The organism is Actinomycetospora callitridis (assembly GCF_028737265.1).
Classification (GTDB): Bacteria; Actinomycetota; Actinomycetes; order Mycobacteriales; family Pseudonocardiaceae; genus Actinomycetospora; species Actinomycetospora callitridis.
In genome coordinates, this window is sequence record NZ_JAQZAK010000001.1 from 728,313 (window position 1) to 753,448 (window position 25,136).

Below are 25,136 nucleotides of genomic sequence, written 5' to 3' on the forward strand. Positions count from 1 at the left end.
AACGCAACCCGTCGTACTACGCTTGGTCGTAGATACGACGTCGTGTCGTAGGTGGGAGGTCGTCAATGACCGCACTGGAGCTGTCCCGACTGCAGTTCGCGGTCGTGACCGTGTACCACTACCTGTTCGTCCCACTGTCGATCTCGCTGGCGACGCTGACGGCGCTGCTGCAGACGTTCGCGTACCGCAGCAAGGACCCGCGCTGGCAGCGGTTGACGCTGGTCGCGGGCAAGCTGCTCATGATCACGTTCGCGGTCGGGATCGTCACCGGGCTGGTGCAGGAGTTCCAGTTCGGGCTCTCGTGGTCGGACTTCGCCCGCTTCTACGGCGACGTCTTCGGCCCAACGCTGGCGATCGAGGGGATGCTCGCGTTCTTCCTCGAGGCCACGTTCCTGGGGCTGTGGTGGTTCGGGGCCGACCGGCTGCGCCCCGCGCTGCACCTGGCGACAATCTGGATCGTCGCCGTCGGCACCCTGATCTCGGCGTACGTGATCCTCGCGGCCAACGCGTTCATGCAGAACCCGGTGGCCTACACCCTCGACCCGGTCACCGGCCGGGCACGCCTCGGCGACTTCACCGACCTGCTGACCAACCAGGTCGTCCTCGCCGCCTTCCCGCACACGATCGCGGGCGCCTTCCTCGGCGGCGGGGCGCTGCTGCTGGCGATCGGGGGGTTCCGGCGCTGGCGCTCGGCCGGAGGCGACGTGACCGGCCAGTGGCGCCTGCTCGTACGCGTCGGTGCCTGGACGACGCTCGTCTCGGGAACGGCCGTCGCGCTGACCGGCGACCTGCTGGGCAAGGTCATGACCAGCGTGCAGCCGATGAAGATGGCGGCCGCCGAGGCGCTCTACGCCACGCAGGCGGGGGCCCCGTTCTCGCTGTTCGCCGTGGGCGCGCCGGGGGACAAGGAGCCGTTCTTCTCGCTCGACGTGCCGTGGCTGCTCTCGTTCCTCGCGACGGGCGACCCGACGGCGACGGTCCAGGGCATCGACGACCTGCAGGCCCAGTACGTCGCGCAGTTCGGGCCGGGCGACTACGTCCCGGTCGTGCCGATGGCCTACTGGAGCTTCCGCTTCATGATCGGGTTCGGTGTGGTGGCGACGATCGTCGCGGCCTGGGTGCTGTGGCGGATGCGGCGGGGGCGGGACCTCTCGCCCGGTGAGAGTGGGTTGTTCGCGCTGGTGGACCGCTGGCTGCTGCGCGGGCTCTGGGTCGTCCCCGTCCTGCCCGCCCTCGCCGCGACCGCCGGCTGGCTGTTCACCGAGACCGCCCGCCAGCCCTGGCTCGTCTTCGGCCTGTTCCGCACCGCCGACGGGGTCTCGCCCGGGCTGACACCCGTCGAGATCGTCGCCTCGCTGGCCGGGTTCGCCGCGGTCTACGGCCTGCTGGCCGTCGTCTGGGTGCGCCTGGTGCTGCGGGTGGCGCGGACCGCCTCCGACGAGCCCGATGAGCCCGCAGCGGCCGTCGAGCCCGACCGTCCCCTCGTCCCGTCCTACTAGGAGCCCGCGATGGACCTCCCCACCCTGTGGTTCGCCCTGGCGGTCACCTGCTGGGTGCTGTTCTTCGTGCTCGAGGGCTTCGACTTCGGCGTCGGGGTGCTCGCGGGCGCGCTGGGGCGCGACGACCACGAGCGCGGCGCGGGGGTGACGACGATCGGCCCGGTCTGGGACGGCAACGAGGTGTGGCTCGTGGCCGCGGTCGGCGTCACGTTCGCCGCCTTCCCCGACTGGTACGCCGCGCTGATGAGCGGGCTCTACCTCCCGTTCGTGCTGATCCTGCTCGCGCTCGCCGCGCGCGGGGTGGCCCTGGAGTTCCGGTCCAAGGGCGGCACCGCGCGCTGGCGCGGCGTCTGCGACGCCGTGCTCGCGGGCTCGTCGCTGCTGGTCGCGGCCCTGTGGGGCGCGGTGCTCGGGGTGCTCGCGACCGGGCTCGCGCTGGGCGCGGACGGGGAGGTCGTCGGGTCGGGCCTCGGGCGCTCGGTGGCGCCGCTGGTGTCGACGCCGGCGCTGCTGGGGGCGGCGCTCGGTCTCGGTGTCGCGCTCGTGCAGGGGGCGACGTTCCTGGGCCTGCGCACCACGGGCCCGCTGCGGGCCCGGGCGCGGGTGGCGGCGCTCGGGGCGCTGGTGCCGGTGGCGGTGCTGGTCGCGGTGGTGGCGCCCCTCGGGCTGGTGGCCGTCGGGGTGCCGGCCGTCCTGGTGGCCGCCCGGCGCGAGGTGCTGGCGTTCGCGGCGACCTCGGTGGCCGTGGCCGGCGGCGTCGTCGCGGTGCTCGCCGCGCACCTGCCCGTCGTGCTGCCGAGCACCCTGGACCCGGCGTTCTCGCTGACGGTCGCCGGCGCGGCCGCGAGCCCGGGCGCGCTGCGGCTGATCACGATCGCCGCGGTGCTCGTGCTGCCCGGCGTCGTGGCTTACCAGGCGTTCTCGTACTGGGTGTTCCGCCGGCGCGTGGCCAGTGAGCGGGTGGCGACTTGACGGGAGACATCCGGCAGAGCACGCCGACAGGGGAGCGGAGCTCGACCCATCGGAGGGGCCCCGTCGATCCGCGGCTGCTGACGCTCGCCCGCGGGGCGTGGTCCGGCGTGACCGGGCTGGTGCTCGTCGGGGTCGCGCAGGCGGCCGGGACCGTGGCGGCAGCGCTGGCGGCGGCCACCGTCGTCACGGCACTGGTGACGGGCACCGAGGGTGTCCCGCGCGGCGCGATCGCCGTGCTCGCGCTCGTGGTGGTCGTGCGCGCGCTGCTGGCCTGGCTCGAGCCGTGGCTCGCGGCGCGCACCGGGGAGCAGGTGGTCGAGCGCGAGCGTGAGCGGCTGCTCGACCGCCTCGGCCACGACGATGCGCCCGCCGTCGTGGGGCTCGCCGGGCACGGCGTCGACGCGCTGCGCGGGTGGTTCACCGCGACCCTGCCCGCGCTCGTGCTCGCGGTGGTGCTGCCGCCGGCGGTGCTGGTGGTGCTCGCGCTCGCCGACCCGACGTCGGCGCTGGTCGTGGCCGCGACGCTGCCGTTGGTGCCGGTGTTCGCGGTGCTGCTGGGGTGGGCGGCGCGGGCCCGGGCGCGCCGCGAGTGGGTGGCCGGCGAGCGGCTGGCCGGGCACTTCCTCGACACCGTCTCCGGCCTCGCCACGCTGCGCCTGTTCGGGCGCGGGCGGCGGGCCGTCGACTCCGTCGCCGCGCTCGGCGAGCGGCACCGCGAGGCGTCGGTGCGCGTGCTGCGCGTGGCGTTCCTGTCGTCGACGGCCCTGGAGCTGCTCGGGACGCTGTCGGTGGGGCTCGTCGCGGTCGGGGCCGGGGTGCGCCTGGTCGAGGGCACGGTGGCGCTCTACCCCGCCCTGGTCGCGATCCTGCTCGCGGGCGAGGCCCACCGCCCCGTGCGGGAGGCCGGCGCGCGCTTCCACGACACGGCGCGGGCGACGGCGGTGCTCGACGAGCGGGACGCGGTGCTCGCGGGGTCCTCGTCGGCGCCCGTAGGGTCGGCGCTCGAGCGGTCGGTGTCGGCGGGTCGTGCGCGCGTGGCCGTGCGGGACCTGGTCGTCCGGCACCCGGGACGTGCCGCGGCTTCCCCGTCGCTCGCCCGGCTCGACGGCACCGGGGGCGAGCTGCTCGTCGTCGCCGGGCCCTCGGGCGTCGGCAAGACGACGTTGCTGCGCGCGCTCGCCGGGACGCTCGACGACACCGCGTCGGCGGTGGGCGAGGTGGAGGTGCGCGGGCGCCTCGTCGTGCTCGGTCAGCATCCGCAGCTCCCGCACGCCGCGACGGTGGGCGAGGCGCTGGGCGACGGCTCGCCGGCCGTGCTGCGGCGCCTGGGCCTCGACCTCGACCTCGGGGCTCCGCTCGCCGAGGCCGGGCGCTCGCTGTCCTCGGGCCAGCGCCGCCGCCTCGCGCTCGCCCGGGTGCTCGGCGAGGCCGCCACCGACCCCGCCGGCACCGTCCTCCTGCTCGACGAGCCCACCGCGCACCTCGACGCCGCGAGCGAGCAGGCCGTCGTCGCCGAGCTGCGGGCCCTGACCGGGGCGGGCGCGCTCGTGCTCGCCGTCGCCCACCGCGACGCCCTGCGCCACGCCGCCGACCGCGTGGTCGACCTCGCCCCCGGACCGGTCGTTGCGGGAGCCGCGGGAGCTGCGGGAGCGAGGGACGCCCTCGCTGCCTCCGACGCAGGTGAGGCCTCCCTCGCTGCGGCGCCCGCCGCGGGCCCCGTGGGAGCGAGGGACGCCTTCACTGCCTCGGACGCAGGTGGGGCGTCCCTCGCTGCGACGACCAGGCCCGGCGGGATGCCGCGCGCGATCGCGCTCGGTGCCGGGGCGGCGCTGGCGGGGGTGGCGCTCACGGCGTCGGCGGCGTGGCTGATCGCCCGGGCCGCCGGCCAGCCGCCGATCCTCACGCTGTCGATCGCGGTCGTCGCCGTGCGGGGCTTCGCCATCGCCCGGCCGCTGCTGCGGCACCTCGAGCGGGTCGCGGCGCACGCCGACGGTCTCGGCCGGATGGTGCGCTGGCGCCGGGACGTCGTCGCGGCGCTCGCCGAGCGTGTGCCCGGCGCGGTCGCCGGCCGTCGGGGCCACCTGCTCGCCCGGGTCACCGACGACGTCGACGTGCGCCTCGACGGCCTCGTGCGCGGCGTGCTGCCGCTCGCCGTCGCCGCGCTCGCCCTGCCCGTGCTCCTCGGCGCCGCGACGCTGATCGGGCCCGGCGTCGCCGGCGCGCTCCTGCCGGGGCTGGCGCTCGCGGTGGTCGGCGCGCCCCTGGTCGCCGCGGTGCTGGCGCGCCGCCACGGGCCCGCGGTCGAGCGCGGTACCGACGACCTGCGCGCCGCGGTCGTCGAGACCCACACCGCCCGCGACGAGCTCGCCGCCCGCGGCCCTGAGGCGCTGCGCGCCGTGCCCCGCGCGCGGGCCGCCGCGCTCGCCCGCGCCCGCCGTGGCGACGCCGCCGGCGGGGCCCTCGCCGCCGCCCTCGCGCAGCTCGGCCTCGGCGCGGCCGCGGTCGGCGCGGCCCTCGCCGCCCCGGGCGCGGTGACGCCGGAGCTCGCCGCGGTCGCGGTGCTCGCTCCGCTCGCGCTCGGCGAGACCGTCCTCGCGCTCCCCGCCGCAGCGGCCGCCGTGGTCCGGGGACGGCGGGCCCGCGCCCGGCTCGCGGCCCTGAGCGCGCCGACCCCACCGGCGAGCGAGCCCGAGCACCCGGCGGATGCCCCGCGCCGGGGCCGCCTGGTGCTCCACGACGTCACCGCCGGCTGGGGCCCCGTGCCGGCCCTGCGCCACCTCGACCTCGACCTCCCCGCCGGCCACCGCCTCGGCATCACGGGCGCCTCGGGCTCGGGCAAGTCGACGCTCGCCGCGGTGCTCATGCGCCTGCTCGACCCGCCGGCCGGGAGCGTGACGCTCGGTGGGGTGGACGCCGCCGCCGTGCCCGGCGACGGCTGGCGCCACGCGGTCGCCCTCGTCGGCGAGCACGACCACATCTTCGCGACCACCCTGCGCGAGAACCTGCGCTTCGCCGCCCCGGCCGCCACCGACGCCGACCTCGTCGCCGTCCTGCACCGGGTCCGGCTCGGCGACTGGTTCGCCGGCCTGCCCGACGGCCTCGACACCTGGCTGGACGGCGGACGCGTCTCCGGCGGCGAGCGCCGGCGCCTCGCCGCTGCCCGGGCGCTGCTCGTCGACCCCGCCGTGCTCGTGCTCGACGAGCCGACCGAGGGCCTCGACCCGGCCACCGCCCGCGCGCTCGTCACCGACCTCGTCGACGGGGCGGCGGGCCGCACGGTCGTCCTGCTCGCCCACCGGGGCGAGGGCCTCGACCTCGTCGACGAGGTCGCCGATCTCGAGGACGGGGTGCTGCAGACCGTCCGGGGGAGCGTTCAGGCGAAGTCGCCCGCGGCGTGACGCACGCTCGCGAGCAGGCTCGTCAGCATCTCGGTCTGGCCCTCGTCGAGTCCGACCAGCCCGAAGTCGACGGCGGTGACCGACGCCGTCGCCGCGGCGCACAGCTCCCGCCCGGCGTCGGTGATCTCCACGAGCGTGGTGCGCCCGTCCGTCGGGTGCGGCCGGCGGACCACGAGGCCGGAGCCCTGGAGGCGGTCGACGATGTTCGTGATCGACGTGGGGTGCAGCTGCAGCCGCTCGCCCATGATCCGCATCGGCAGCGCCCCGGCCCGTGAGAACCGCAGGAGCACCAGCGCCTCGTAGCGGGCGAAGGTCAGGCCGTGCGGGCGCAGGGCCGCGTCGACCGCCTGCTGCAGGATCTGCTGGACCCGCATGACGCTCGTGACCGCCGCCATCGCGCGCGGCTCGCCGATCCGCTCGTTCCAGAGGGACGCGGCGCGCGCGATCGGGTCGAACGGCAGCGGTGCGGACGCGGTCATGGCGTCGGCGAATTTATCAGCGTGGGCGACGTGGCAGGCTGGACGCGTGATCGTGGCGTTCAGCGTCTCCCCGTCCGGTGTCGGTGTCGACGGCTCGCCGAGTGAGGACGGATCGGTGTCCGAGGCCGTCGCGGCGGCGGTGCGCGTCGTGCGCGAGTCGGGCCTCCCGCACGAGACCTCGTCGATGTTCACGTCGGTCGAGGGGGAGTGGGACGAGGTGATGGACGTCGTGCGCCGCGCCACCGAGGCGGCCGGGCGCTACGGGTCGCGCGTCTCGCTCGTGCTCAAGGCGGACATCCGCCCCGGCCACACCGGGCAGATGCAGGCGAAGATCGCGCGCGTCGAGGAACGCCTGCAGGGCTGACCACGAGGGTTCGCCGCACCTGGCAGACTCGACCTCGTGGCACGTCCCGATTCCCGCCAGGCGGCCCAGGCCGCAGCGCTCTCGTCCGCGATGGCCGGAGCCGTCGATCTGTCCGGCCTCAAGGCCCGCGCCGAGCAGCGCACCCCCGCCGGCGGCGCCCCGCAGCGTCCCGCCGACCCCGCGGGCGGCGGTGGCCCGCCCGCCGCCGGTGGCGGCGCCGCGCCGGCCGTCGTCCTGGACGTCACCGAGGAGACGTTCCAGGCCGAGGTCATCGAGCGCTCGATGCAGGTGCCGGTGGTCGTCGACCTCTGGGCCGAGTGGTGCGGGCCCTGCAAGCAGCTCTCGCCGGTGCTGGAGAAGCTCGCGGCCGAGGGCCGTGGCGCGTGGATCCTCGCGAAGATCGACGTCGACGCGAACCCGCGCATCTCGCAGGCCTTCCAGGTGCAGTCGATCCCGCACGTCGTCGTCGTGGCCGGCGGCCAGCCGGTGACGTCGTTCAACGGCGCCCAGCCCGAGCCCCAGCTGCGCCAGTGGATCACCCAGCTGCTCGACGCGCTGCGCGACCAGATGCCCGGCATCGCGGAGGCCGAGGCCCGCGCCGGCGGTGAGGTCGACGCCGAGCCCGTCGAGGAGCCCGAGGACCCGCGCATCGTCGCGGCCGAGGAGGCCTTGGAGCGCGGCGACTACGCCGCGGCCGCCCAGGCCTACGAGCAGATCCTCGCGAGCGAGCCGGCCCACGCCGAGGCGGCGGCCGCGCTCGCGCAGGTGAAGTTCCTCCAGCGCGCCGAGTCGGCGGACCCGTCGGCCATCGGCCGCGCGGACGCCGCGCCCGACGACGTCGACGCCCAGATCGCCGCCGCGGACGCCCAGGTGGCCGCCCAGGACGTCACCGGCGCGTTCGACCGGCTCGTGCAGACGGTCGCGCGCACCGCGGGCGACGACCGCGACCGCGCGCGCACCCACCTCGTCGAGCTGTTCGAGCTCTTCGGCACCGAGGACGAGCGCGTCACCACCGCCCGACGGGCCCTGGCGCGCGCCCTGTACTAGTCGGTCGCGCCGAGGAGATGCGGTGGTCAGCGCTCCTCCGTCGCGCTACCCAGCGATCTCCGGCGCGGAGAACCCGCCCTCGGTGACCGTGCAAACGGGGAGTTCGCGCGCATAGAAGCAGCGAACAGCGCGTTCGTTGCTAACTCAGCAGGGACGCTTACACCCCGCGCAGGCACGCGTCCGGGCCGCCGGTGATGCCGGCGCGGAAGACGCGGATGCGCTCGTAGCCCGTGTTGGCGGCGGCGACGCCGTCGGTGCCGCGCGAGGCGGTGTCCTCGCCGAGCAGCAGGGTCACCGACTCGTCGAGGTCGCCGGGGGACAGGCCGAACGCGCTGTCGCCCGTGCCGACGGCGGCGCTGTAGGCGCCGGCGAGGCAGAGCGCGGCGCGCCCGCCCTCGGGGCCCGTGGTGGGCCGCCCCAGCGCGGCGAGCGCGGCGGAGCCGAAGCGCGAGGCGAGCAGCGTGCCCGTGGAGAAGTCGCCGATGCGGGCGTGGTCGGCGGCGAGCGTGCCGCCGGTGTCGATGCGCACCGCCGACGGCTCGCCCTCGCCGCCGCACCAGGCCACGGGCCCCTGGACGTCGCTGTCCGTCCCGGGGCAGGTCGGGTCGCCGCGCTCGGCGCCGGGGGCGGTCCACTGCCCGCCGCGGCGGCGGACCTCGTCGCCGAACCAGCGGTCGAGGTCGGGGACCATCGCCCGGATCAGCTCCTCGACGCCGAGGTTGCCCCCGGAGCTCTCGTCGGCGGCGGAGCGGAACGACTGCTGGGTGAACACCCGCTCGCGACCCATCGAGGCGCAGGCCGCGGGGTCGCCGTCGAAGCCGTCCTGGAACGACGAGACGCGGTCGAAGGCGTTGCCGTGGGCGTCGGCGTTGCGGGGCGAGGTGCCCACCGGGTCGCGGAAGGTGATCAGCGCGCCCATGGCCCCGTCGATGCCGGTCGCGCCCGTGCGCAGGTCGGGCAGCGCACCGTCGCGCACGCGGCGCAGGAACACGCCCGCGTAGCAGTCGGCCTGCGCCTCGAGCAGGATCGTCGGCGCGGCGGCGAGGGCGCCGTCCTGGTCGAGCCGGCCCTGCACGCTGTGCCCGAACTCGTGGGAGAGCACGACGACCACGGCCGCGTCCCCGAACTCGCGGCGCAGCTGCGGGAGCAGGTTCGTCCGGTCCCAGGCGATGACGTCGGAGCGCGGGCAGTAGAAGGCGGTGCCCTCGATCTCCCGGGGGTTGGGCAGGCACGGCACCGGGCGCTCGCCGCGGCCCTGCGGGTCGACCGAGAAGTAGCCGGCCAGCGGCGGGAACGCCCGCCCGCCGGCCAGCGGCGGGAACGCCTGGCCCCAGAACCCCTCGAGGTCGCGCATCGTGGCGGCCGCGAGGCGGTCCTCCTCGCTGCCGTTGGTGCCCGAGATGAACGACGGGTCGGCCCCGACCGTCACCTCGCGGCTGGGGATCGCCCGCCCGTCCACGGGGAACGCGCACGCCGACGTCAGCAGCACGGCCAGCACCGAACACGTCACGACCAGCGCTCGCCCGAGCGATCCCCGCACGGCCGACATCATGCCCGGCCCGTCGGCACCGCGCGTGCGGTTCCGGGTCAGAGGGCCGGGGAACTGCGGTCGAGGGCCAGCCAGATCACCCCGGACGCCGGGAGGGTGACCTCCGCGGACGCCGGACGTCCGTGCCACGGGCTCGACGAGGCGATGACGGCCCCGTAGTTGCCGACCCCGCGCCCGCCGTAGACGTCGGCGTCGGTGTTGATGACCTCGCGCCAGCGACCCGCCTGCGGCAGGCCCACCCGGTAGTTCGGGTGGTCGACGCCGGCGAAGTTGACCAGGCACGCCACGGCGTTGCCCTCGCGGTCGTGGCGCAGGAACGACAGCACGTTGCCCGTGGCGTCGTTGGCGTCGATCCACGAGAAGCCCGCCGGGTCGACGTCGAGCTCGTACATGGCCGGCGTCGCCCGATAGACCGCGTTGAGGTCGCCCACCAGCCGGCGCAGGCCCCCGTGACGGGGGTCGTCGAGCAGCTCCCAGTCCAGCGAGCGCTCCTCGGACCACTCGCGGACCTGGCCGAACTCGCCGCCCATGAAGATCAGCTGCTTGCCGGGGTGCGCCCACATGTAGCCGAAGAGCGCGCGCACGCCCGCGGCCTTGCGGTCGTCGTCACCGGGCTGGCGCGTCCACAGCGAGCCCTTGCCGTGCACGACCTCGTCGTGCGACAGGGGCAGCACGTAGTTCTCGCTGTACGCGTACGTCATCGAGAACGTCATCTGGTTGTGGTGGTAGCCGCGGTGCACGGGGTCGCGCCCGATGTAGTCGAGCGTGTCGTGCATCCAGCCCATGTTCCACTTGAAGCCGAAGCCGAGCCCGCCGAGGTGCGTCGGGCGCGTGACACCGGGCCACGCCGTGGACTCCTCGGCGATCGTCACGACGCTCGGGTGGTGCTTGTAGACGGTGGCGTTGACCTCCTGGAGGAACGACACCGCCTCGAGGTTCTCGCGACCGCCGTAGCGGTTGGGGGTCCACTCGGTGCGCGAGTAGTCCAGGTAGAGCATCGAGGCGACGGCGTCGACGCGCAGGCCGTCGATGTGGAACTCGTCGAGCCAGTACAGGGCGTTGGCGACGAGGAAGTTCCGCACCTGGGAGCGCCCGAAGTCGAACACGAGCGTGCCCCAGTCGAGCTGCTCGCCGCGACGCGGGTCGCCGTGCTCGTAGCAGGGCGTGCCGTCGAAGCGCGCCAGCGCCCACTCGTCCTTGGGGAAGTGTGCGGGCACCCAGTCGACGATCACGCCGATGCCCGCGCGGTGCAGGCGGTCGACGAAGTACCGGAAGTCGTCCGGGGTGCCGAAGCGCGAGGTCGGCGCGTAGTACGAGCTGACCTGGTAGCCCCACGAGCCGCCGAACGGGTGCTCGGCGACGGGCAGGAGCTCGACGTGGGTGAAGCCGGTCTCGGTGAGGTACTCGGCGAGCTCCTCGGCGAGCTCGCGGTAGCCGAGACCCTGGCGCCAGGAGCCCGGGTGCAGCTCGTAGATGCTCATCGGCTCGCTGTGCGGGGCCGAGGCGTCCCGCGCGGTCATCCACGCCTGGTCGGTCCACTCGTGCGTCGACGTGGTGACCACGGACGCCGGCGTGGGCGGCAGGTCGGCGGCGTAGGCCATCGGGTCGGCCTTATCGAGCCAGTTGCCGTCCGGGGTGAGGATGCGGAAGCCGTAGCGGGCGCCGTCGCCGATGCCCGGGACGAACAGCTCCCAGACGCCGGAGCCGAGCGCGCGCATCGGCGTCGCCGTGCCGTCCCAGCCGTCCCAGTCGCCGCACACCCGCACGCCGCGGGCGTGGGGCGCCCAGACGGCGAACGACGTGCCCTCGACGGGGCCCGCGGGCGTGGGCCACCGGCGGAAGTGCGCGCCGAGCGCGTCCCAGAGCCGCTCGTGGCGGCCCTCGCCGATGAGGTGCAGGTCGACGGGCCCGAGCACCGGGGAGAACCGGTACGGGTCGTCCGCGATCGTCTCGACGGTCTCGCCGGTGGTCTCGTCGGTGCGCCGGGTCGCGAGGCGGTAGCGCGGCAGCGGCCCGGGCACGCCGGCGGCGAACACGCCGGCCGCGTGCACCTCGGCGAGCGGGTAGCGCCCCGCCGTCGGGCCGTCGTCGATCACCACGTCGACGGCGTCGGCGCCCGGGCGCAGGGCACGCACGATCACGGTGCCCGGCGACTCGGGGTCGCGGTGCGGCCCGAGCACCGAGTGGGGGTCGCGGTGCGAGCCCTCCATGAGCAGGTGGACGTCGAGGTCCGAGGGGGCGGGGGTCAGGGGACGGGACCGGGTCATCGCTGGCTCCGCCCTGCGGGCGTGAGCAGCCGGCGCATCGACCGGAGCGGGATCGACACCCACCCCGGCCGGTTCCGGGTCTCGTACAGCACCTCGTACACCGCCTTGTCCAGCTCGTAGGCCCGCAGCAGCTCGGGCGTGTCCCGGGGATCGGTCCCCGCGACCTCGGCGTAGCCGTCGCAGAACGCCGACCGGTTGCGGTCGGCCCACTCCTGCGCGCGGTGCCCGAGCTGCGGATCGGGATCGTCGGTGGCCTGTTCCCGTTCGGAGAGCTGGTGGAACGCGGCGTAGTCGAACGAGCGCAGCATCGCGGCGACGTCGCGCAGCGGGGAGTCGGGACGCACCCGGTCGGCCAGCGGCTTCGACGGCTCGCCCTCGAAGTCGATCACCAGCCAGCCCGTGGGCGTGCGCAGCTCCTGACCGAGGTGCAGGTCGCCGTGGATGCGCTGGATCGTCGTCGGGCCCGCGTCGCTCACACCGCGGAACACGGCGGCGATCGCGTCGCGCTGCTCGGCGACGCCCTCGACGGCGGCCGCGGCGCGGTCGAGCCGCTCGAGCATCCAGGCCTGGACCTCGGTGGCCACCTCCGCGTCGAGCGGGCGGGTGCCCAGCGCCGCGGCGAGCTCGCGGTGCACCGCGCCCACCGTCTTGCCGATCCGGTGGGCCTCGCCGGCGAAGTCGCCGCCGACCTCGTCGGCGCGCAGGTCGGCCTCGGCGAGCAGGTCGCGCACGCTGGCCAGGGCCATCGACCAGCCGTCGGCCGAGTTGGCCGCGTACTCCTGCAGCATCGCCACGGTCATCGGCTCGCCGTCCAGGGAGCCCTCGATCGCCCCGAGCAGGGGCGCCACCTCGGCGCTGCCCTCGCGGCGCAGGGCCCGGTGCAGCTCGAGGTCCGGGTTGAGCCCGGTCGTCGCGCGGCGGAAGAGCTTGAGGATGGCGCGCTCGCCGTAGATCACCGAGCTGTTCGACTGCTCGCCCTGCAGCGGGCGTCCGGGGCCCACGATCACCGGCTCGGTGTCGGGCTCGGCGACGAAGCGCAGCGGCTCGCGTGTCGCGTTCTCGGTGATGAGCGCGAGGAACAGCCGGCTGATCCGTCCGTCGGCGAGGCCGTCGTAGACCACGTCGTCGCCGTGGTCGGCCGAGCGCCGGCCGATCACGGCGTGCTCGAGGTCGCCGGGCGGCTGGTGCTGCGCCCCGAGGACCAGCTGGTAGCGCTCCTCGGCGGCCCCGTCGGCGAACGACACGGTGATCACCGCGTGCTCGACGGTCGGCGTCTCACCGGGCCGGGAGATCACGGAGTGGGCGGCGGTGCGCACGCCGGCGACCTGCCGGCCCTTCGCGGGGAACCAGCGCTGCGAGGGCAGCCAGGCGATGAGGGCGTCGTGGAGTCCGGCGAGCGGGTCGGCGGACCCGTCGGGTGTCCCGTCGGGCGTGACTGGGGTCATCAGCGCTCCTCGGCCGGGTGGATCGCGAACCAGTAGAAGCCGTGGCCGGGCAGCGTCAACAGGTAGGAGAGCTCACCGATCGGCGGGAAGGGCACCCCGCCGGTGAGTTCCGTGGGGACCATGCCCTTCCAGGCGATGAGGTCGAGCTCCACCGGTTGCGGGAAGCGCGACATGTTGTTCACACACAGCACGACGTCCCGGGTGCCCTCTGCGTCGGTGTGCTCACGCAGGTAGGCGAGGACGCTCGGGTTCGTGCCGCCGAGCTCGTGGAACGAGCCGAGGGCGAACGCCGGGTGCTGCTTGCGGATGTCGATCATGCGGCGGTTCCAGTGCAGCAGGCTCGCCGTCGAGTTGGACTGCGCCTCGACGTTCACCGCCTGGTACCCGTAGACCGGGTCCATGATCACCGGCAGGTTGAGCCGGCCCGGGTCGCACCGGGAGAAGCCGGCGTTGCGGTCCGGCGTCCACTGCATCGGGCTGCGGACCCCGTCGCGGTCGCCGAGCCAGATGTTGTCGCCCATCCCGATCTCGTCGCCGTAGTAGAGGACGGGGCTGCCGGGCAGGCTCAGGAGCAGGGCGGTGAAGAGCTCGAGCTGGTTGCGGTCGTTGTCGAGCAGCGGGGCCAGGCGCCGGCGGATGCCGATGTTGGCCTTCATCCGCGGATCCTTGGCGTACTCCGCGTACATGTAGTCGCGCTCGTCGTCGGTGACCATCTCGAGCGTCAGCTCGTCGTGGTTGCGCAGGAAGATGCCCCACTGCGCGTTCGACGGGATCTCCGGCGTCTGGGCCAGGATCTCCGAGATCGGGAAGCGCGACTCCCGCCGCACCGCCATGAAGATGCGTGGCATCAGCGGGAAGTGGAACGCCATGTGGCACTCGTCGCCGCCGATCTCGGCGTCACCGAAGTACTCGACGACGTCCGACGGCCACTGGTTGGCCTCGGCCAGCAGGACGCGGCCCGGGTACTCGTCGTCGACCACCTTGCGCACCCGCTTGAGGAACGCGTGCGTCTCGGGGAGGTTCTCGCCGTTCGTGCCGTCGCGTTCGAAGAGGTAGGGCACCGCGTCGAGGCGGAACCCGTCGATCCCGAGGTCCAGCCAGAACCGCAGCGTGTCGAGCATCGCCTCGCACACGGCGGGGTTGTCGAAGTTCAGGTCGGGCTGGTGGGAGAAGAACCGGTGCCAGTAGAACTGCCCGCGCTGGGAGTCGTAGGTCCAGTTCGAGGCCTCGGTGTCGACGAAGATGATCCGGGCCTCGGACCAGCGCGTGTCGTCGTCCGACCAGACGTAGAAGTCGCCGTAGGGCCCCTCGGGGTCGCGACGGGACTCCTGGAACCAGTGGTGCTGGTCCGAGGTGTGGTTCATGACGAGGTCGGTGATGACGCGGATGCCCCGGGCGTGCGCCTGGTCGAGCAGCTCGACGAAGTCCTCGACCGTGCCGAACTCGCCGAGCACCTTGCGGAAGTCGCGGATGTCGTAACCGCCGTCACGCAGCGGCGAGTCGTAGAACGGTGGCAGCCACAGGCAGTCGACGCCGAGCCAGGCCAGGTAGTCGAGCTTCTCGATCAGCCCGCGCAGGTCGCCGAACCCGTCGCGGTTGGAGTCGGCGAACGCCCGGACCAGCACCTCGTAGAAGACGGCGCGCTTGTACCAGTCCCCGGAGACGGGCAGTGTCCGCGCGTGCCGGAACGCCGCGGCGCTCGGTTCCTCGACGGCGTGGGCGCCCTTGTCCTCGGTGTGGTCCCGGACGTGGGCGCCGGACTCCTCGTTCGCCACCGTGCCCGCCTCGGTACTGACTCCCTCGTTCATCAGGCGTCACGCTAGTGGTCCAGCCCGGCCACGCGCGGCACCGGGCGGACAGCGGCCCGACGACCGTCAGGAGTCGGGGTCGTCGGCCGGTCGGGCCTCGATGACCGTGCCGCGGAACGAGCGGGTGCCGGCCGGGTCCGGGCGCGCTCCCCAGGTCGGACCGGCGGGGCCGCCGACGCCGGCGACGGTGACCGTCGGGCCCATCCGCGCGCTGCCGGCGCGCACCGCGCGGTCGGCGGCGCGGCGGGCGAGCGCCCGGCGCACCGGAGGGACCAGCAGGACGAGCGCGGCGAGGGTGGACAGCAGGCCGGGCACCACCAGCAGGACGCCCGCGAGCGCCACGTACATGCCGTCGGCGACCTCGGCCTCGGCGGGCCGCCCGGAGCGCGCGGCGCGACCGAGCTCGACCAGCGAGCGCCGGCCCTCGTGACGCAGGGCCCAGAAGCCGACGACCGCGGACAGGACCAGGACCCCGAGCAGACCCCAGAACCCGATGGCCTGTCCGACCAGGACGAGGACGGTGATCTCGACGGCCAGACCGACCGCCAGGGCGACGAGTACGCGCACGGTGGACCTCCCAGGGCTCTCGTCCGGTGCAACGCCCGGCGCCCCCGGATCGTGCCCGATGCGCCCGGTTCTCAGCGGGCGCACAGGGTCTGCGGGTCTCCCGGCTATCGGCGCAGCACCGAGATGACGTGCGCGACGTCCCGCCACGGCTCGAGGCGCACGTAGTTCGTCTCGCCCCACTCGAAGGTCTGCCCGCTGACCTCGTCGTACGCACCGAACCGGTCGTGGCGCTCGAGGCCCAGGGCCGACATGTCGAGGTGCAGGTTGCCCTCCTCGATGCCGAAGGGGTTGAGCGTGACGACGCACAGCAGAGTGTCCCCGGTGAGCGGGTCGGTCTTCGAGTAGGCGAGCAGCGCCTCGTTGTCGGTGTCGTGGAACCGCACCGTCCGCAGCTGGCGCAGCGCGGGGTGGTCGCGGCGCAGCTGGTTGAGCCGGGTGATCCACGGCTCGAGGCTGCGGCCCTCGGCCAGCGCGCCGGCGAAGTCGCGGGGGCGCAGCTGGTACTTCTCCGAGTCCAGGTACTCCTCGCTGCCCGGGCGCACGGGCTGGTGCTCGAAGAGCTCGAAGCCCGCGTAGACGCCCCAGCTCGGGCTCAGCGTGGCCGCGAGCGCCGCCCGGATCGCGAACATGCCCGGGCCGCCGACCTGCAGCGACTCGTGGAGGATGTCCGGGGTGTTGACGAAGCAGTTCGGTCGGCACTCGTCGAGCCGGTCGCGGTGCAGCTCGAAGAACTCGCGCAGCTCGTCGCGGCCCGTGCGCCACGTGAAGTACGTGTAGCTCTGGCTGAAGCCGGCCTTGGCCAGCCCGAACAGCCGCGCGGGGCGGGTGAACGCCTCGGCCAGGAAGATCACGCCCGGGTCCCGGCGGTGCACCTCGGCGATCAGCCAGTTCCAGAAGTTCGGCGGCTTCGTGTGCGGGTTGTCCACCCGGAACACGCGGACGCCGTGCTCCATCCAGTACAGGACGATCCGCAGGACCTCGGCGTAGATGCCCTCGGGGTCGGTGTCGAAGTTGACCGGGTAGATGTCCTGGTACTTCTTCGGCGGGTTCTCGGCGTAGGCGATCGTCCCGTCGGGGCGGATCGTGAACCACTCCGGGTGCTCGAGGGCCCAGGGGTGGTCCGGCGCGCACTGCAGCGCCAGGTCCAGGGCCACCTCGAGGCCCAGCTCGTGCGCGTGGGCGACGAACGCGTCGAAGTCCTCGATCGTCCCGAGGTTCGGGTCGATCGCGTCGTGACCGCCCGCCGCCGAGCCGATGGCCCACGGGGAGCCGACGTCCTCGGGCCCGGGGGTCAGGGTGTTGTTCGGCCCCTTGCGGTTGACCGTGCCCACCGGGTGGATCGGCGGCAGGTAGGCGATGTCGAAACCCATGGCGGCCGCGCGATCCAGCTCGCGGGTGGCGGTGGCGAACGTGCCGTGCACCGGCCGGCCCTCGGCGTCCCAGCCGCCCGTGGAGCGGGGGAAGAACTCGTACCAGGCGCCGGCCAGGGCGAGCGAGCGCTCGACCTGGACGTGGTGGGTCTCGCCCTCGGTGACGAGCTCCCGCACCGGGTACTCGGTCATGGTGCGGTGGACGGGCACCGACAGCGCGAGCCCGACGCGCTGGGGCAGCTCGAGGTCGGTGTCGCGCAGCTCCGCGGCGGCCTTCGTCAGCGTGCGGGCGAGGTCGAGCACCGGGGGCATCGCGATGCCGCCCGTGCGCTCGCTCGCGGGGTCGTCCTCCGCGATGCGGGGGGTGTCGCGCAGGCGCTGCTCGATGCCGTCGGCCGCCCGCTCGAGCAGGCGGGCACCGGACTCGAGGTCGTTGGACAGCTCGGCGGCCCCCTGGCCGGCCCGCGTCTTGACGTCGACGGCGTGGCGCCACGTCGCCCACGGGTCGCTCCACGCGTCGATGCGGAAGCTCCACAGGCCCTCGGCGTCGGGGACCACCTGGCCGGCGAACCGGTCGGTGAGTGGGCCCGTCGGCACCATGCGCGTGCTCCGCGGGGCCTCGTCGCCGCACGGGATCGTGGCGTCGGGATCCTGCCCGTGGCTCCGGACGCCGCAGCGCTGCCAGACCAGGGTCGCCGCGACGGCGTCGTGGCCCTCGCGCCACACCGTCGCCTCGACCGGGACGACCTCGCCGACCACGGCCTTCGACGGGAACCGCCCGCCGGAGACCTCGGGCGTGACCTCGTCGATCCCGAGCCGGCCCTGGGGCAGGGCGTGCCGGTCGATCGCGTCGGCGGGGATGCCGGCGCGGGGCGCCGGGGTGGGGGTGGCGTCCGTCGTCGCGGGGGCCTCTGTCGTGGTCGTGTCGGGGCTCGTGGCGGGCGCGGCGGCCGTGGGCGAGACCGCGTCGGCGTCCGTCGCCGGGGCGCCGGCCGGCTCCTCGGCCGGGACGTCCGCACCGTCGGGGTCGGTCACGGTGACGTCGCCGGGGGCGTCACCGCCACGCAGGTCGGTGTCGGCGGACGCCGCGGTGTCCACGGCCGGGACCTCGTCGCGCGGGTGGTCGGGGGCGAGCCCCGAGCCCGCGTGGTCGTCGGGGTCGTCGTCGGGGTCGTCGGCGGGGTCGACCGGCAGCGGTCCGATGCCGAGGGGGTCGTCGTCGTCCGGGACGAGGTGGCGACCGTGTCCCGAGGACACGGTCGTGGCCGGCGGGTCGACGGGGTCGGATGTGCTCGACGAGGGGGTCGGGTCGGCACCGTCTCCCGAGGACACGGTCGTCGCCGGCGGGTCGGCGGGGTCGGGCGTGCTCGCCGCGGGCGACCCGAGGCCCGAGGTGTCCGGCCACGGACGCGTGCGGGGCGGAGTGGTGTTCTCGGGGGTGCTCTCGGGGGTGCTCTCGGGGGCGCTCGCCGTGGTGCTCTCGGGGGCGCTCGCCTGCTCCTCGGGGCGGTCGCCGGACCGCGAGGCAGCCCCGGCCGCGAGCCCGGCGACGCCCAGGCCTGCGGCGCCCGCGGCGGCGGTACGCCAGCCCGGGCCGGAGCCGGTCGCGGTGTCGGTCGCACCGTCGGTCGAGGAGTCCTGCGAGGCGTCGCCGGTGCTCACGGTCGTCGTCTCGGGCTCGTCGTTCGTGGGAGCCGCGGAGCCGACGGGCGCGTAGGGCGTCCGGGGGATGAACCAGGACGCGTCGTCGGCGGGGAGCTCGGGCCTGTCCGCAGCGGGACGATCCGGGGCAGGACGGTCCCCGACCGGCGGGGTCACACGTCCGGTCGTCTGGTCGTGATCGCGGTCCGACGACGAGGTCATGCCTGGTCCGCTACCCGCAACCGGCGGAATCGATGCGGACGGCCGGTCGGGGTGCGACGAGGGGCGCGTGGCGGGCCGACCGGTGGCGACGCCCCAGGGCGGGGTCGCGGGCCGGCGCCACGGCGGCAGCGTCGGGGTGGGGGAGCCGCCGGTCTCCGTCCCGGTCGGCATGCCGGGCATGTCCCCGCCGACCGCGTGGAAGCCGTTGGCGGGCGTCACCGGGTCGTCGGACGTCGGGGGCGTGGGGCCGTACGTCCCGAACGGCGGGACGAGGGGTCGCTCGGTGGGCCGCTCCGATCGCTCGATCGGCGACGGGAAGCCCCCCGAGGGCGGGCCGGCCGGGCGGCCGGGCATCGGGATGCCGCCGGCCGGCGGGCCGGTGGTGCGCCCGGGCATCGGGAACGGGCCGGTGGTGGGCCCGTGCGGGCGGGCGTCGGGCGGCGGGGGAGGCCCGACCTCGACGTCCTCGGCCGAACCCCAGCCCCGTCGCCTGCGGCGCCAGGAACCCGACGGCGGGCCGGTCTCGACCTCTCCGGTCCCGCTGCCGGTCTCGGTCGCGCCACCGCCGAGGAAGGGCGGGCTGCTGGCGCCGTCGGACCCGACGGTGGCCTGCTCCCCGGTGACGTCGCGGGGCGGCTCCGTCGAGGGTTCGGGCGGGGCCTCGTCCCGGCCCTGCGCCTCCTCGGAACGTCGTCCGGACCGCCACCATCTCCCCAACGCACTCACGCCACGCAGCGTAGTCATGGGATCGATCCAGGGAAGGTGGGCCCGCACGGCGCGTCGCGGGTCGAGCCGTAGGCTCCGGCCACGTGAAGGCTCTGCGTCGCTTCTCTGTCCGTGCCCAGCTCCCGGCCGCTCTCGCGCCCCTCCAGGAGCTCGCGATGAACCTGCGCTGGACGTGGCACGGGCCCACGCAGGACCTGTTCGCGGGCGTCGACGAGGCGGTGTGGCGCTCCTGCGGCGGCGACCCCGTCCGGATGCTCGGCGAGGTCCGTCCCCAGCGTCTGGCCGAGCTGGCCGAGGACGCCGGGTTCGTCGGCCGCGTGCAGGAGCGCGCCGAGGACCTGCGCGCCTACCTCCGCGAGCCGCGCTGGTACCAGGGCCGCGCCTCGGAGGGCCTGCCGTCGGCGATCGGCTACTTCTCGATGGAGTTCGGGGTCAGCGAGGTCCTGCCGAACTACTCCGGTGGGCTCGGCATCCTCGCGGGCGACCACCTCAAGGCGGCGAGCGACCTCGGCGTGCCGCTGGTCGCGGTCGGCCTGCTCTACCGCTCCGGCTACTTCCGCCAGTCGCTCTCGCTCGACGGCTGGCAGCAGGAGCAGTACCCGGCGCTCGACCCCCAGGGCCTGCCGCTGCACCTGCTCGCGGACTCCTCGGGGGAGCAGGTCCTGATCGGCGTCGCGATGCCCGGCGGCCGGACGCTGCGCGCGCGGGTGTGGGTGGCGTCGGTCGGCCGCGTGCCGCTGCTGCTGCTCGACGCCGACATCGAGGAGAACGACCCCGACCTGCGCCAGATCACCGACCGCCTCTACGGCGGCGACGCCGAGCACCGCATCCGCCAGGAGATCCTCGTCGGCATCGGCGGTGTGCGGGCGGTCCGCGCGTTCTGCGGGCTGACCGGGCACCCGGCGCCCGAGGTGTTCCACACCAACGAGGGCCACGCGGGCTTCCTCGGGCTCGAGCGCATCCGCGAGCTCGTCGCCGACGCCGGCCTCGACTTCGAGCAGGCGCTCGCGACCGTCCGCGCCGGCACCGTCTTCACCACCCACACCCCGGTGCCCGCGGGCATCGACCGCTTCCCGGTCGGCCTCGTCGAGCACTACTTCACCGCCGACATGCTGCCGGGCATCGAGCCGTCCCGGGTCCTCTCGCTCGGCCGCGAGCCGGCCGGCGACATGTTCAACATGGCGCACATGGGCCTGCGCCTCGCGCAGCGCTCGAACGGTGTCTCGCAGCTGCACGGCGAGGTCTCGCGCGGGATGTTCCAGTCCCTGTGGGGCGGGTTCGACGCCCCCGAGGTGCCGATCGGCTCGGTGACCAACGGCGTCCACGGCCCCACCTGGACCGCCCGCGAGATCGGTGGGCTCACCGCCGGGGTCGAGGCCTCGGGCAGCCCGGAGCTGTTCGGCGTCTCCGACTCCCTGCTCTGGGAGCTGCGCGGGACGCTGCGCCGGCGTCTCGTCGAGGAGGTCCGCCGGCGGGTGCGGGCGTCGTGGCTGCAGCGCGGCGCGTCCGAGCCGGAGCTGGCGTGGACCGAGCGCATCTTCGACCCGGACGTGCTCACCATCGGCTTCGCGCGCCGCGTCCCGACCTACAAGCGGCTGACGCTCATGCTGCGCGACCCCGAGCGGCTCAGGTCGATCCTGCTCGACCCCGAGCGCCCCGTGCAGCTCGTGATCGCGGGCAAGTCGCACCCGGCCGACGAGTCGGGCAAGGCCCTCATCCAGCAGATGGTCCACTTCGCCGACGACAACGGCGTGCGCCACCGGATCGCGTTCCTGCCCGACTACGACATGTCGATGGCGCGGTACCTGTACTGGGGCTGCGACGTCTGGCTGAACAACCCGCTGCGCCCGCTCGAGGCGTGCGGCACGTCGGGGATGAAGTCGGCGCTCAACGGCGGGCTCAACCTGTCGGTGCGCGACGGCTGGTGGGACGAGCTCTACGACGGCCGCAACGGCTGGGCGATCCCGACCGCCGACGGCGTCGACGACCCCGACCGCCGCGACGACATCGAGGCGAACGCCCTCTACGACCTGCTCTCGACGCAGGTCGCGCCGCTGTTCTACGACCGCGGCGCCGACGGCGTGCCCGACCGCTGGACCGCACTCGTGCGCCACACGCTCGCGACGCTCTCGCCGAAGGTTCAGGCGACGCGGATGGTCACCGACTACGTCGAGCAGTGGTACGCCCCCGCCGCCCGGTCCGCCGCGCGCGTCGTGGCCGACGGGTGGGCCGGCGCCAAGGAGCTGGCGACCTACCGCGCGCGCCTCGACGCCGCCTGGTCGTCGGTGACCGTCGCCGAGGTCGACGCCTCGGGCGGCGCGGACACCCCGGTGCTCGGGGCGCCGATGACCGTGCGCGCGGAGGTCGTGCTCGGAGGTCTCGACCCCTCCGAGGTGCTCGTCCAGGCCGTCGTGGGCCGCGCCGACGACGCCGACGAGCTCTCGGAGTCGACGGTCCAGCCGATGACCTCGATCGGCCCGGGCCACGACGGCTCGCACCGCTTCGAGGCCGTCGTCGCCCTTCCGCACGCCGGCGTCCTGGGCTACACGGTGCGCGTGCTGCCCCGCCACGACCTCCTCGCCGCCCCCGCGGAGCTGGGCCGGGTCGTGCTGCCGGCGTAGCAAGATCTCCGATCGTGGAGCGATCGTTCCGCTGAGCGGAGCGTTCGCTCCACGATTCCGGATCTTGCTCGGATCCGGTATGGATCCGGGGATCGCGCGGGTGCGTCGAAGGGGACGTGAGTACCGACGCGCAACTCATCACGCTCCGCCGACTGATCCGCCGCCAGTACGGGGTGGTGAGTCTCGACCAGGCGAGAGCTGCCGGCTACTCGCGCCAGGCGGTGGCCCGCAAGGTCGCGGCGAAGGCGTGGTTCCCGGCCGGCCCGCGGGTGTACCAGGTGGCCGAGCACGACGAGACCCCGCGGTCCCGCGCCGTCGCGGCCCTGTTGTCGCTGGGACCCGACGCCACGCTCGTCGACACCTCCGCCGCGTGGTGGTGGGGGCTGCACGACACGGCGCCCGGGCGACCTCGTGCCGCGGTACCGCCGGGCCGCCGTCCACGACCGCGTGACGACGTCGCCGTCTCTCGCCGTGTGATCGACCCGCTCGACCGCACCCGGGTCGGCGGCGTCGCCGTGACGACGAGGGCGCTCACGGTGCTCGACGCCGCGACGGTCCTCGGTCTCGAGGAGGGGGCGCGAGTGGCGGACCGCGCCCTGCAGAGGGGGTCGGTGAGCCTCGAGAGCCTGCGGGACACGCACACGAGGACAGCGGGACGCCGCGGAGCGGTGCTCGGTGCCGAACTCATCGCCCTCGCGGACGGTGGCGCGCGGTCGTGGGCGGAGCGGGCGCTGCACGGAGGGCTGGACCGGGCGGGGATCACCGGGTGGTCGGCGAACACCGAGATCGTCCTGCCCGGCTACGGCCGGGCGCTCGGTGACGTGGTGTTCGAGGAGGAGAAGGTGATCGTCGAGGTCGACGGGTGGGCGTACCACCGGGGCCTGCGGGCCTTCCTCGTCGACGGGCCCCGCCAGTCGGCGCTGGCCGCCGAGGGCTGGGTGGTCCTGCGCACCCACTGGTACGAGCTCCGCGAGGACCCGGCGACGTTCTTCGCCCGTCTCCGCAGGACGTTGCGGGCAAGATCCTGATACCTGGAGCGAACGCTCCGCTCAGCGGAACGCACGCTCCACGAACAGAGATCTAGGACGGCACCGCCCGCAGCACCAGGGCCGTGTGGGCCGGGACGGCGAGGGGCTCGCCGGCGGGCAGGGGGTCGGTGGTCTCCGGGGCGCCGCCGGGCGTGCCGGCGTCGAGCACCGGGGTCCAGGCGGCGTCGCCGAAGGCGGCGGGCAGGAGGACGTCGACCGGGGCGTCGCCGGAGTGGAGCACCAGCAGCAGCGAGGGCGCCGCGTCGACGCGGACCACGAGCGTCCGGCCGTGGGCGTGGAAGTCGGGCTCGGTGAACTCGCGGCCGTCGGGGTGCAGCCAGGCGATGTCCGGGGCGGCGTCGTCGGGGTCGGTGTCGGCGCGGCCGTAGAAGAAGTCGGTGCGCCGCAGCGCCGGGGTGGCGCGCCGCAGGGACAGCGCGCGGGCGATGAAGTCGACGAGCTCCGACGAGTCCCACGCGCGCCAGGACGTCTCGTCGTCGGCGCAGTAGGCGTTGTTGTTGCCGTGCTGGGTGTGGCCGAGATCGTCGCCGCCCAGGAGCATCGGGGTGCCGGCCGAGAGCAGCAGCGTGGTGAGCAGGTTGCGCGCCTGCCGGTCCCGCAGCGCCAGGATCGCCGGGTCGGAGGTCGGCCCCTCGACGCCGTGGTTGGCCGACCGGTTGTCGTCGGTGCCGTCGCGGCCCTGCTCGCCGTTGGCCTCGTTGTGCTTGTGCTCGTAGGACACGAGGTCGGCGAGGGTGAAGCCGTCGTGCGCGGTCACGAAGTTGACCGACGCGGCCGGGGTGCGGGCGGGCCAGTACAGGTCCGAGGAGCCGGCGATGCGGGTGACGATCGCCGAGAGCGGGCCGTGGCCGCGCCAGAAGTCGCGCACGTCGTCGCGGAACCGTCCGTTCCACTCCGCCCACGCAGGCCCGAAACCGCCCACCTGGTAGCCCTCGCCGGTGGCGTCCCAGGGCTCGGCGATCAGCTTGACGGTCGAGAGCACCGGGTCCGAGGTGATGTCGGTGAGCAACGGCGCGGACGGGTCGAAGCCGCCGCCGCGGGGTCGTCCCAGGGTCGAGGCGAGGTCGAAGCGGAAGCCGTCGACGCCCATCGTCGTCACCCAGTGGCGCAGCGAGTCGACGACCAGGCTCCGGACCAGCGGCGACGCGGCGTCGAGGGTGTTGCCGCAGCCGGTGAGGTCGACGTCGCGGCCCCGCGCGTCGAGGGCGTACCAGCCCGCGGCGTCCAGGCCGCGCCACGACAGCGACGGGCCGTCGGCGCCGCCCTCGCAGGTGTGGTTGAACACGACGTCGAGCACGACCTCGAGGCCCGCGGCGTGCAGGGTCGCGACCATCGCCCGGAACTCCTCGACCTCGCGGCCGGGAGTCGACGCGTAGCGCGGCTGCGGGGCGAGGTAGGCGAGCGTCGAGTAGCCCCAGTGGTTGGTGCGCCCGCGGGAGAGCAGGCTCGGCTCGTCGGCGTGGGCGAACACCGGCAGCAGCTCCAGCGTCGTCACCCCGAGCCCGACGAGGTGGTCGATCACCGCGGGGTGGCCGAGCCCGGCGTAGGTGCCGCGCAGGTGCTCGGGGACGTCCGGGTGGCGCATCGTGAGGTCGCGGACGTGGGTCTCGTAGATCACCGTGTCCGGCCACGGCACCCCCGGCCGCGCGCCCGTCATGGGCTCCAGCGGGACGGTGACGATGCCGTGCGGCACCGACCCCGCCGAGTCGTGGTGGTCGGGGCGGGCGGAGAACGGGTCGGTGCCGTCGAAGGCGCGCGCGGCCGCCAGGGAGGTGACCGACCCCTCGACGCGACGCGTCCAGGGGTCGACGAGGAACTTCGCGGGGTTCGTGCGCACCCCGCGCCCCGGCTCCCACGGGCCGTGGACGCGCAGGCCGTACGGGTCGCCCGGGGCGACGCCGTCGGCGCTGCCGCGCCACCACCCGTCGCCGGAACGGCCCAGCTCGACGCGCCGCTCGCCGCCCGGGCCGGGGAGGCAGAGCTCCACCGCCTCGACGGTGGGCCCGGCGGGGACGCACGCGCGCAGCACGTCGCCCTCCAGGTGGGTGCCGCGTTCGCCGACGTCGATCGGGGTGGTGGACATCGGAGGGGATCGTGCCCGATCGGGGGCGG

At 74.8% G+C, this 25,136-nt stretch carries 15 protein-coding genes; 7 read left to right on the plus strand and 8 right to left on the minus strand.

Annotation, left to right across the window (positions count from 1 at the left end):
- Positions 1-65: 65 nt before the first annotated feature.
- The 3 genes from PH191_RS03545 to cydC all read left to right on the plus strand — a co-directional run bounded on the left by PH191_RS03545 (position 66) and on the right by cydC (position 5,869).
- Complete coding sequence (locus PH191_RS03545; RefSeq protein WP_274193236.1) at positions 66-1,499, plus strand: cytochrome ubiquinol oxidase subunit I; 1,434 nt, start codon at positions 66-68, stop codon at positions 1,497-1,499.
- 9 nt (positions 1,500-1,508) lie between these two features.
- Complete coding sequence (gene cydB / locus PH191_RS03550; RefSeq protein ID WP_274193237.1) at positions 1,509-2,471, plus strand: cytochrome d ubiquinol oxidase subunit II; 963 nt, start codon at positions 1,509-1,511, stop codon at positions 2,469-2,471.
- 107 nt (positions 2,472-2,578) lie between these two features.
- Positions 2,579-5,869, plus strand: coding sequence for a thiol reductant ABC exporter subunit CydC (gene cydC / locus PH191_RS03555; RefSeq protein ID WP_274193238.1), 3,291 nt, complete (start codon positions 2,579-2,581; stop codon positions 5,867-5,869).
- Here the strand turns inward: cydC and PH191_RS03560 are convergent.
- Positions 5,845-6,348 (minus strand): MarR family winged helix-turn-helix transcriptional regulator, encoded by a 504-nt coding sequence (locus PH191_RS03560; RefSeq protein ID WP_274193239.1) that lies wholly within the window; start codon positions 6,346-6,348, stop codon positions 5,845-5,847. The genes cydC and PH191_RS03560 overlap by 25 nt on opposite strands.
- A gap of 46 nt (positions 6,349-6,394) precedes the next feature.
- Between PH191_RS03560 and PH191_RS03565 the strand changes: the two genes are divergently transcribed.
- Both PH191_RS03565 and PH191_RS03570 read left to right on the plus strand, forming a co-directional pair.
- Positions 6,395-6,712 (plus strand): thiamine-binding protein, encoded by a 318-nt coding sequence (locus PH191_RS03565; RefSeq protein ID WP_274193240.1) that lies wholly within the window; start codon positions 6,395-6,397, stop codon positions 6,710-6,712.
- A gap of 90 nt (positions 6,713-6,802) precedes the next feature.
- Positions 6,803-7,759: a tetratricopeptide repeat protein gene (locus PH191_RS03570; protein WP_274193671.1), complete on the plus strand. Its 957-nt coding sequence runs from the start codon at positions 6,803-6,805 to the stop codon at positions 7,757-7,759.
- A gap of 157 nt (positions 7,760-7,916) precedes the next feature.
- Here the strand turns inward: PH191_RS03570 and PH191_RS03575 are convergent, their stop codons facing one another.
- The 6 genes from PH191_RS03575 to PH191_RS03600 form a co-directional block, all read right to left on the minus strand.
- The gene (locus PH191_RS03575) at positions 7,917-9,299 is read right to left on the minus strand and encodes a neutral zinc metallopeptidase (protein WP_274193241.1); all 1,383 of its coding nucleotides are present in this window, start codon (positions 9,297-9,299) and stop codon (positions 7,917-7,919) included.
- Positions 9,300-9,346: 47 nt separating this feature from the next.
- Positions 9,347-11,575, minus strand: coding sequence for a 1,4-alpha-glucan branching protein GlgB (gene glgB / locus PH191_RS03580; RefSeq protein WP_274193242.1), 2,229 nt, complete (start codon positions 11,573-11,575; stop codon positions 9,347-9,349).
- Complete coding sequence (locus PH191_RS03585; protein WP_274193243.1) at positions 11,572-13,020, minus strand: maltokinase N-terminal cap-like domain-containing protein; 1,449 nt, start codon at positions 13,018-13,020, stop codon at positions 11,572-11,574. The genes glgB and PH191_RS03585 overlap by 4 nt, the downstream gene beginning before the upstream one ends.
- Positions 13,020-14,828: a maltose alpha-D-glucosyltransferase gene (treS, locus tag PH191_RS03590; protein WP_274193244.1), complete on the minus strand. Its 1,809-nt coding sequence runs from the start codon at positions 14,826-14,828 to the stop codon at positions 13,020-13,022. Before treS ends, PH191_RS03585 begins: the two co-directional genes overlap by 1 nt.
- Positions 14,829-14,894: 66 nt before the next feature.
- The gene (locus PH191_RS03595; RefSeq protein WP_274193245.1) at positions 14,895-15,395 is read right to left on the minus strand and encodes an FxsA family protein; all 501 of its coding nucleotides are present in this window, start codon (positions 15,393-15,395) and stop codon (positions 14,895-14,897) included.
- A 104-nt stretch (positions 15,396-15,499) separates the two neighbouring features.
- Positions 15,500-17,596 carry an alpha-1,4-glucan--maltose-1-phosphate maltosyltransferase gene (locus tag PH191_RS03600; protein ID WP_274193672.1) on the minus strand — a complete coding sequence of 699 codons (2,097 nt, stop codon included), beginning with the start codon at positions 17,594-17,596 and terminating at the stop codon, positions 15,500-15,502.
- A 1,841-nt stretch (positions 17,597-19,437) separates the two neighbouring features.
- Here PH191_RS03600 and glgP point away from each other — a divergent pair.
- Both glgP and PH191_RS03610 read left to right on the plus strand, forming a co-directional pair.
- The gene (glgP, locus tag PH191_RS03605; RefSeq protein ID WP_274193246.1) at positions 19,438-21,975 is read left to right on the plus strand and encodes an alpha-glucan family phosphorylase; all 2,538 of its coding nucleotides are present in this window, start codon (positions 19,438-19,440) and stop codon (positions 21,973-21,975) included.
- Positions 21,976-22,091: 116 nt separating this feature from the next.
- Positions 22,092-23,003 (plus strand): DUF559 domain-containing protein, encoded by a 912-nt coding sequence (locus PH191_RS03610; protein WP_274193247.1) that lies wholly within the window; start codon positions 22,092-22,094, stop codon positions 23,001-23,003.
- Positions 23,004-23,055: 52 nt separating this feature from the next.
- On the opposite strand, the gene glgX is transcribed toward PH191_RS03610, so the two are convergent.
- Positions 23,056-25,107 (minus strand): glycogen debranching protein GlgX, encoded by a 2,052-nt coding sequence (gene glgX, locus PH191_RS03615; protein WP_274193248.1) that lies wholly within the window; start codon positions 25,105-25,107, stop codon positions 23,056-23,058.
- Positions 25,108-25,136: the final 29 nt, after the last annotated feature.

Bases quoted from the DNA above. Each gene is read 5' to 3' on its own strand.
- PH191_RS03570 (WP_274193671.1), top strand. From the start codon at position 6,803: ATGGCCGGAGCCGTCGATCTGTCCGGCCTCAAGGCCCGCGCCGAGCAG.
- PH191_RS03545 (WP_274193236.1), top strand. From the start codon at position 66: ATGACCGCACTGGAGCTGTCCCGACTGCAGTTCGCGGTCGTGACCGTG.
- treS (WP_274193244.1), bottom strand. From the start codon at position 14,828: ATGAACGAGGGAGTCAGTACCGAGGCGGGCACGGTGGCGAACGAGGAG.
- glgX (WP_274193248.1), bottom strand. From the start codon at position 25,107: ATGTCCACCACCCCGATCGACGTCGGCGAACGCGGCACCCACCTGGAG.
- PH191_RS03560 (WP_274193239.1), bottom strand. From the start codon at position 6,348: ATGACCGCGTCCGCACCGCTGCCGTTCGACCCGATCGCGCGCGCCGCG.
- cydB (WP_274193237.1), top strand. From the start codon at position 1,509: ATGGACCTCCCCACCCTGTGGTTCGCCCTGGCGGTCACCTGCTGGGTG.
- PH191_RS03585 (WP_274193243.1), bottom strand. From the start codon at position 13,020: ATGACCCCAGTCACGCCCGACGGGACACCCGACGGGTCCGCCGACCCG.
- glgB (WP_274193242.1), bottom strand. From the start codon at position 11,575: ATGACCCGGTCCCGTCCCCTGACCCCCGCCCCCTCGGACCTCGACGTC.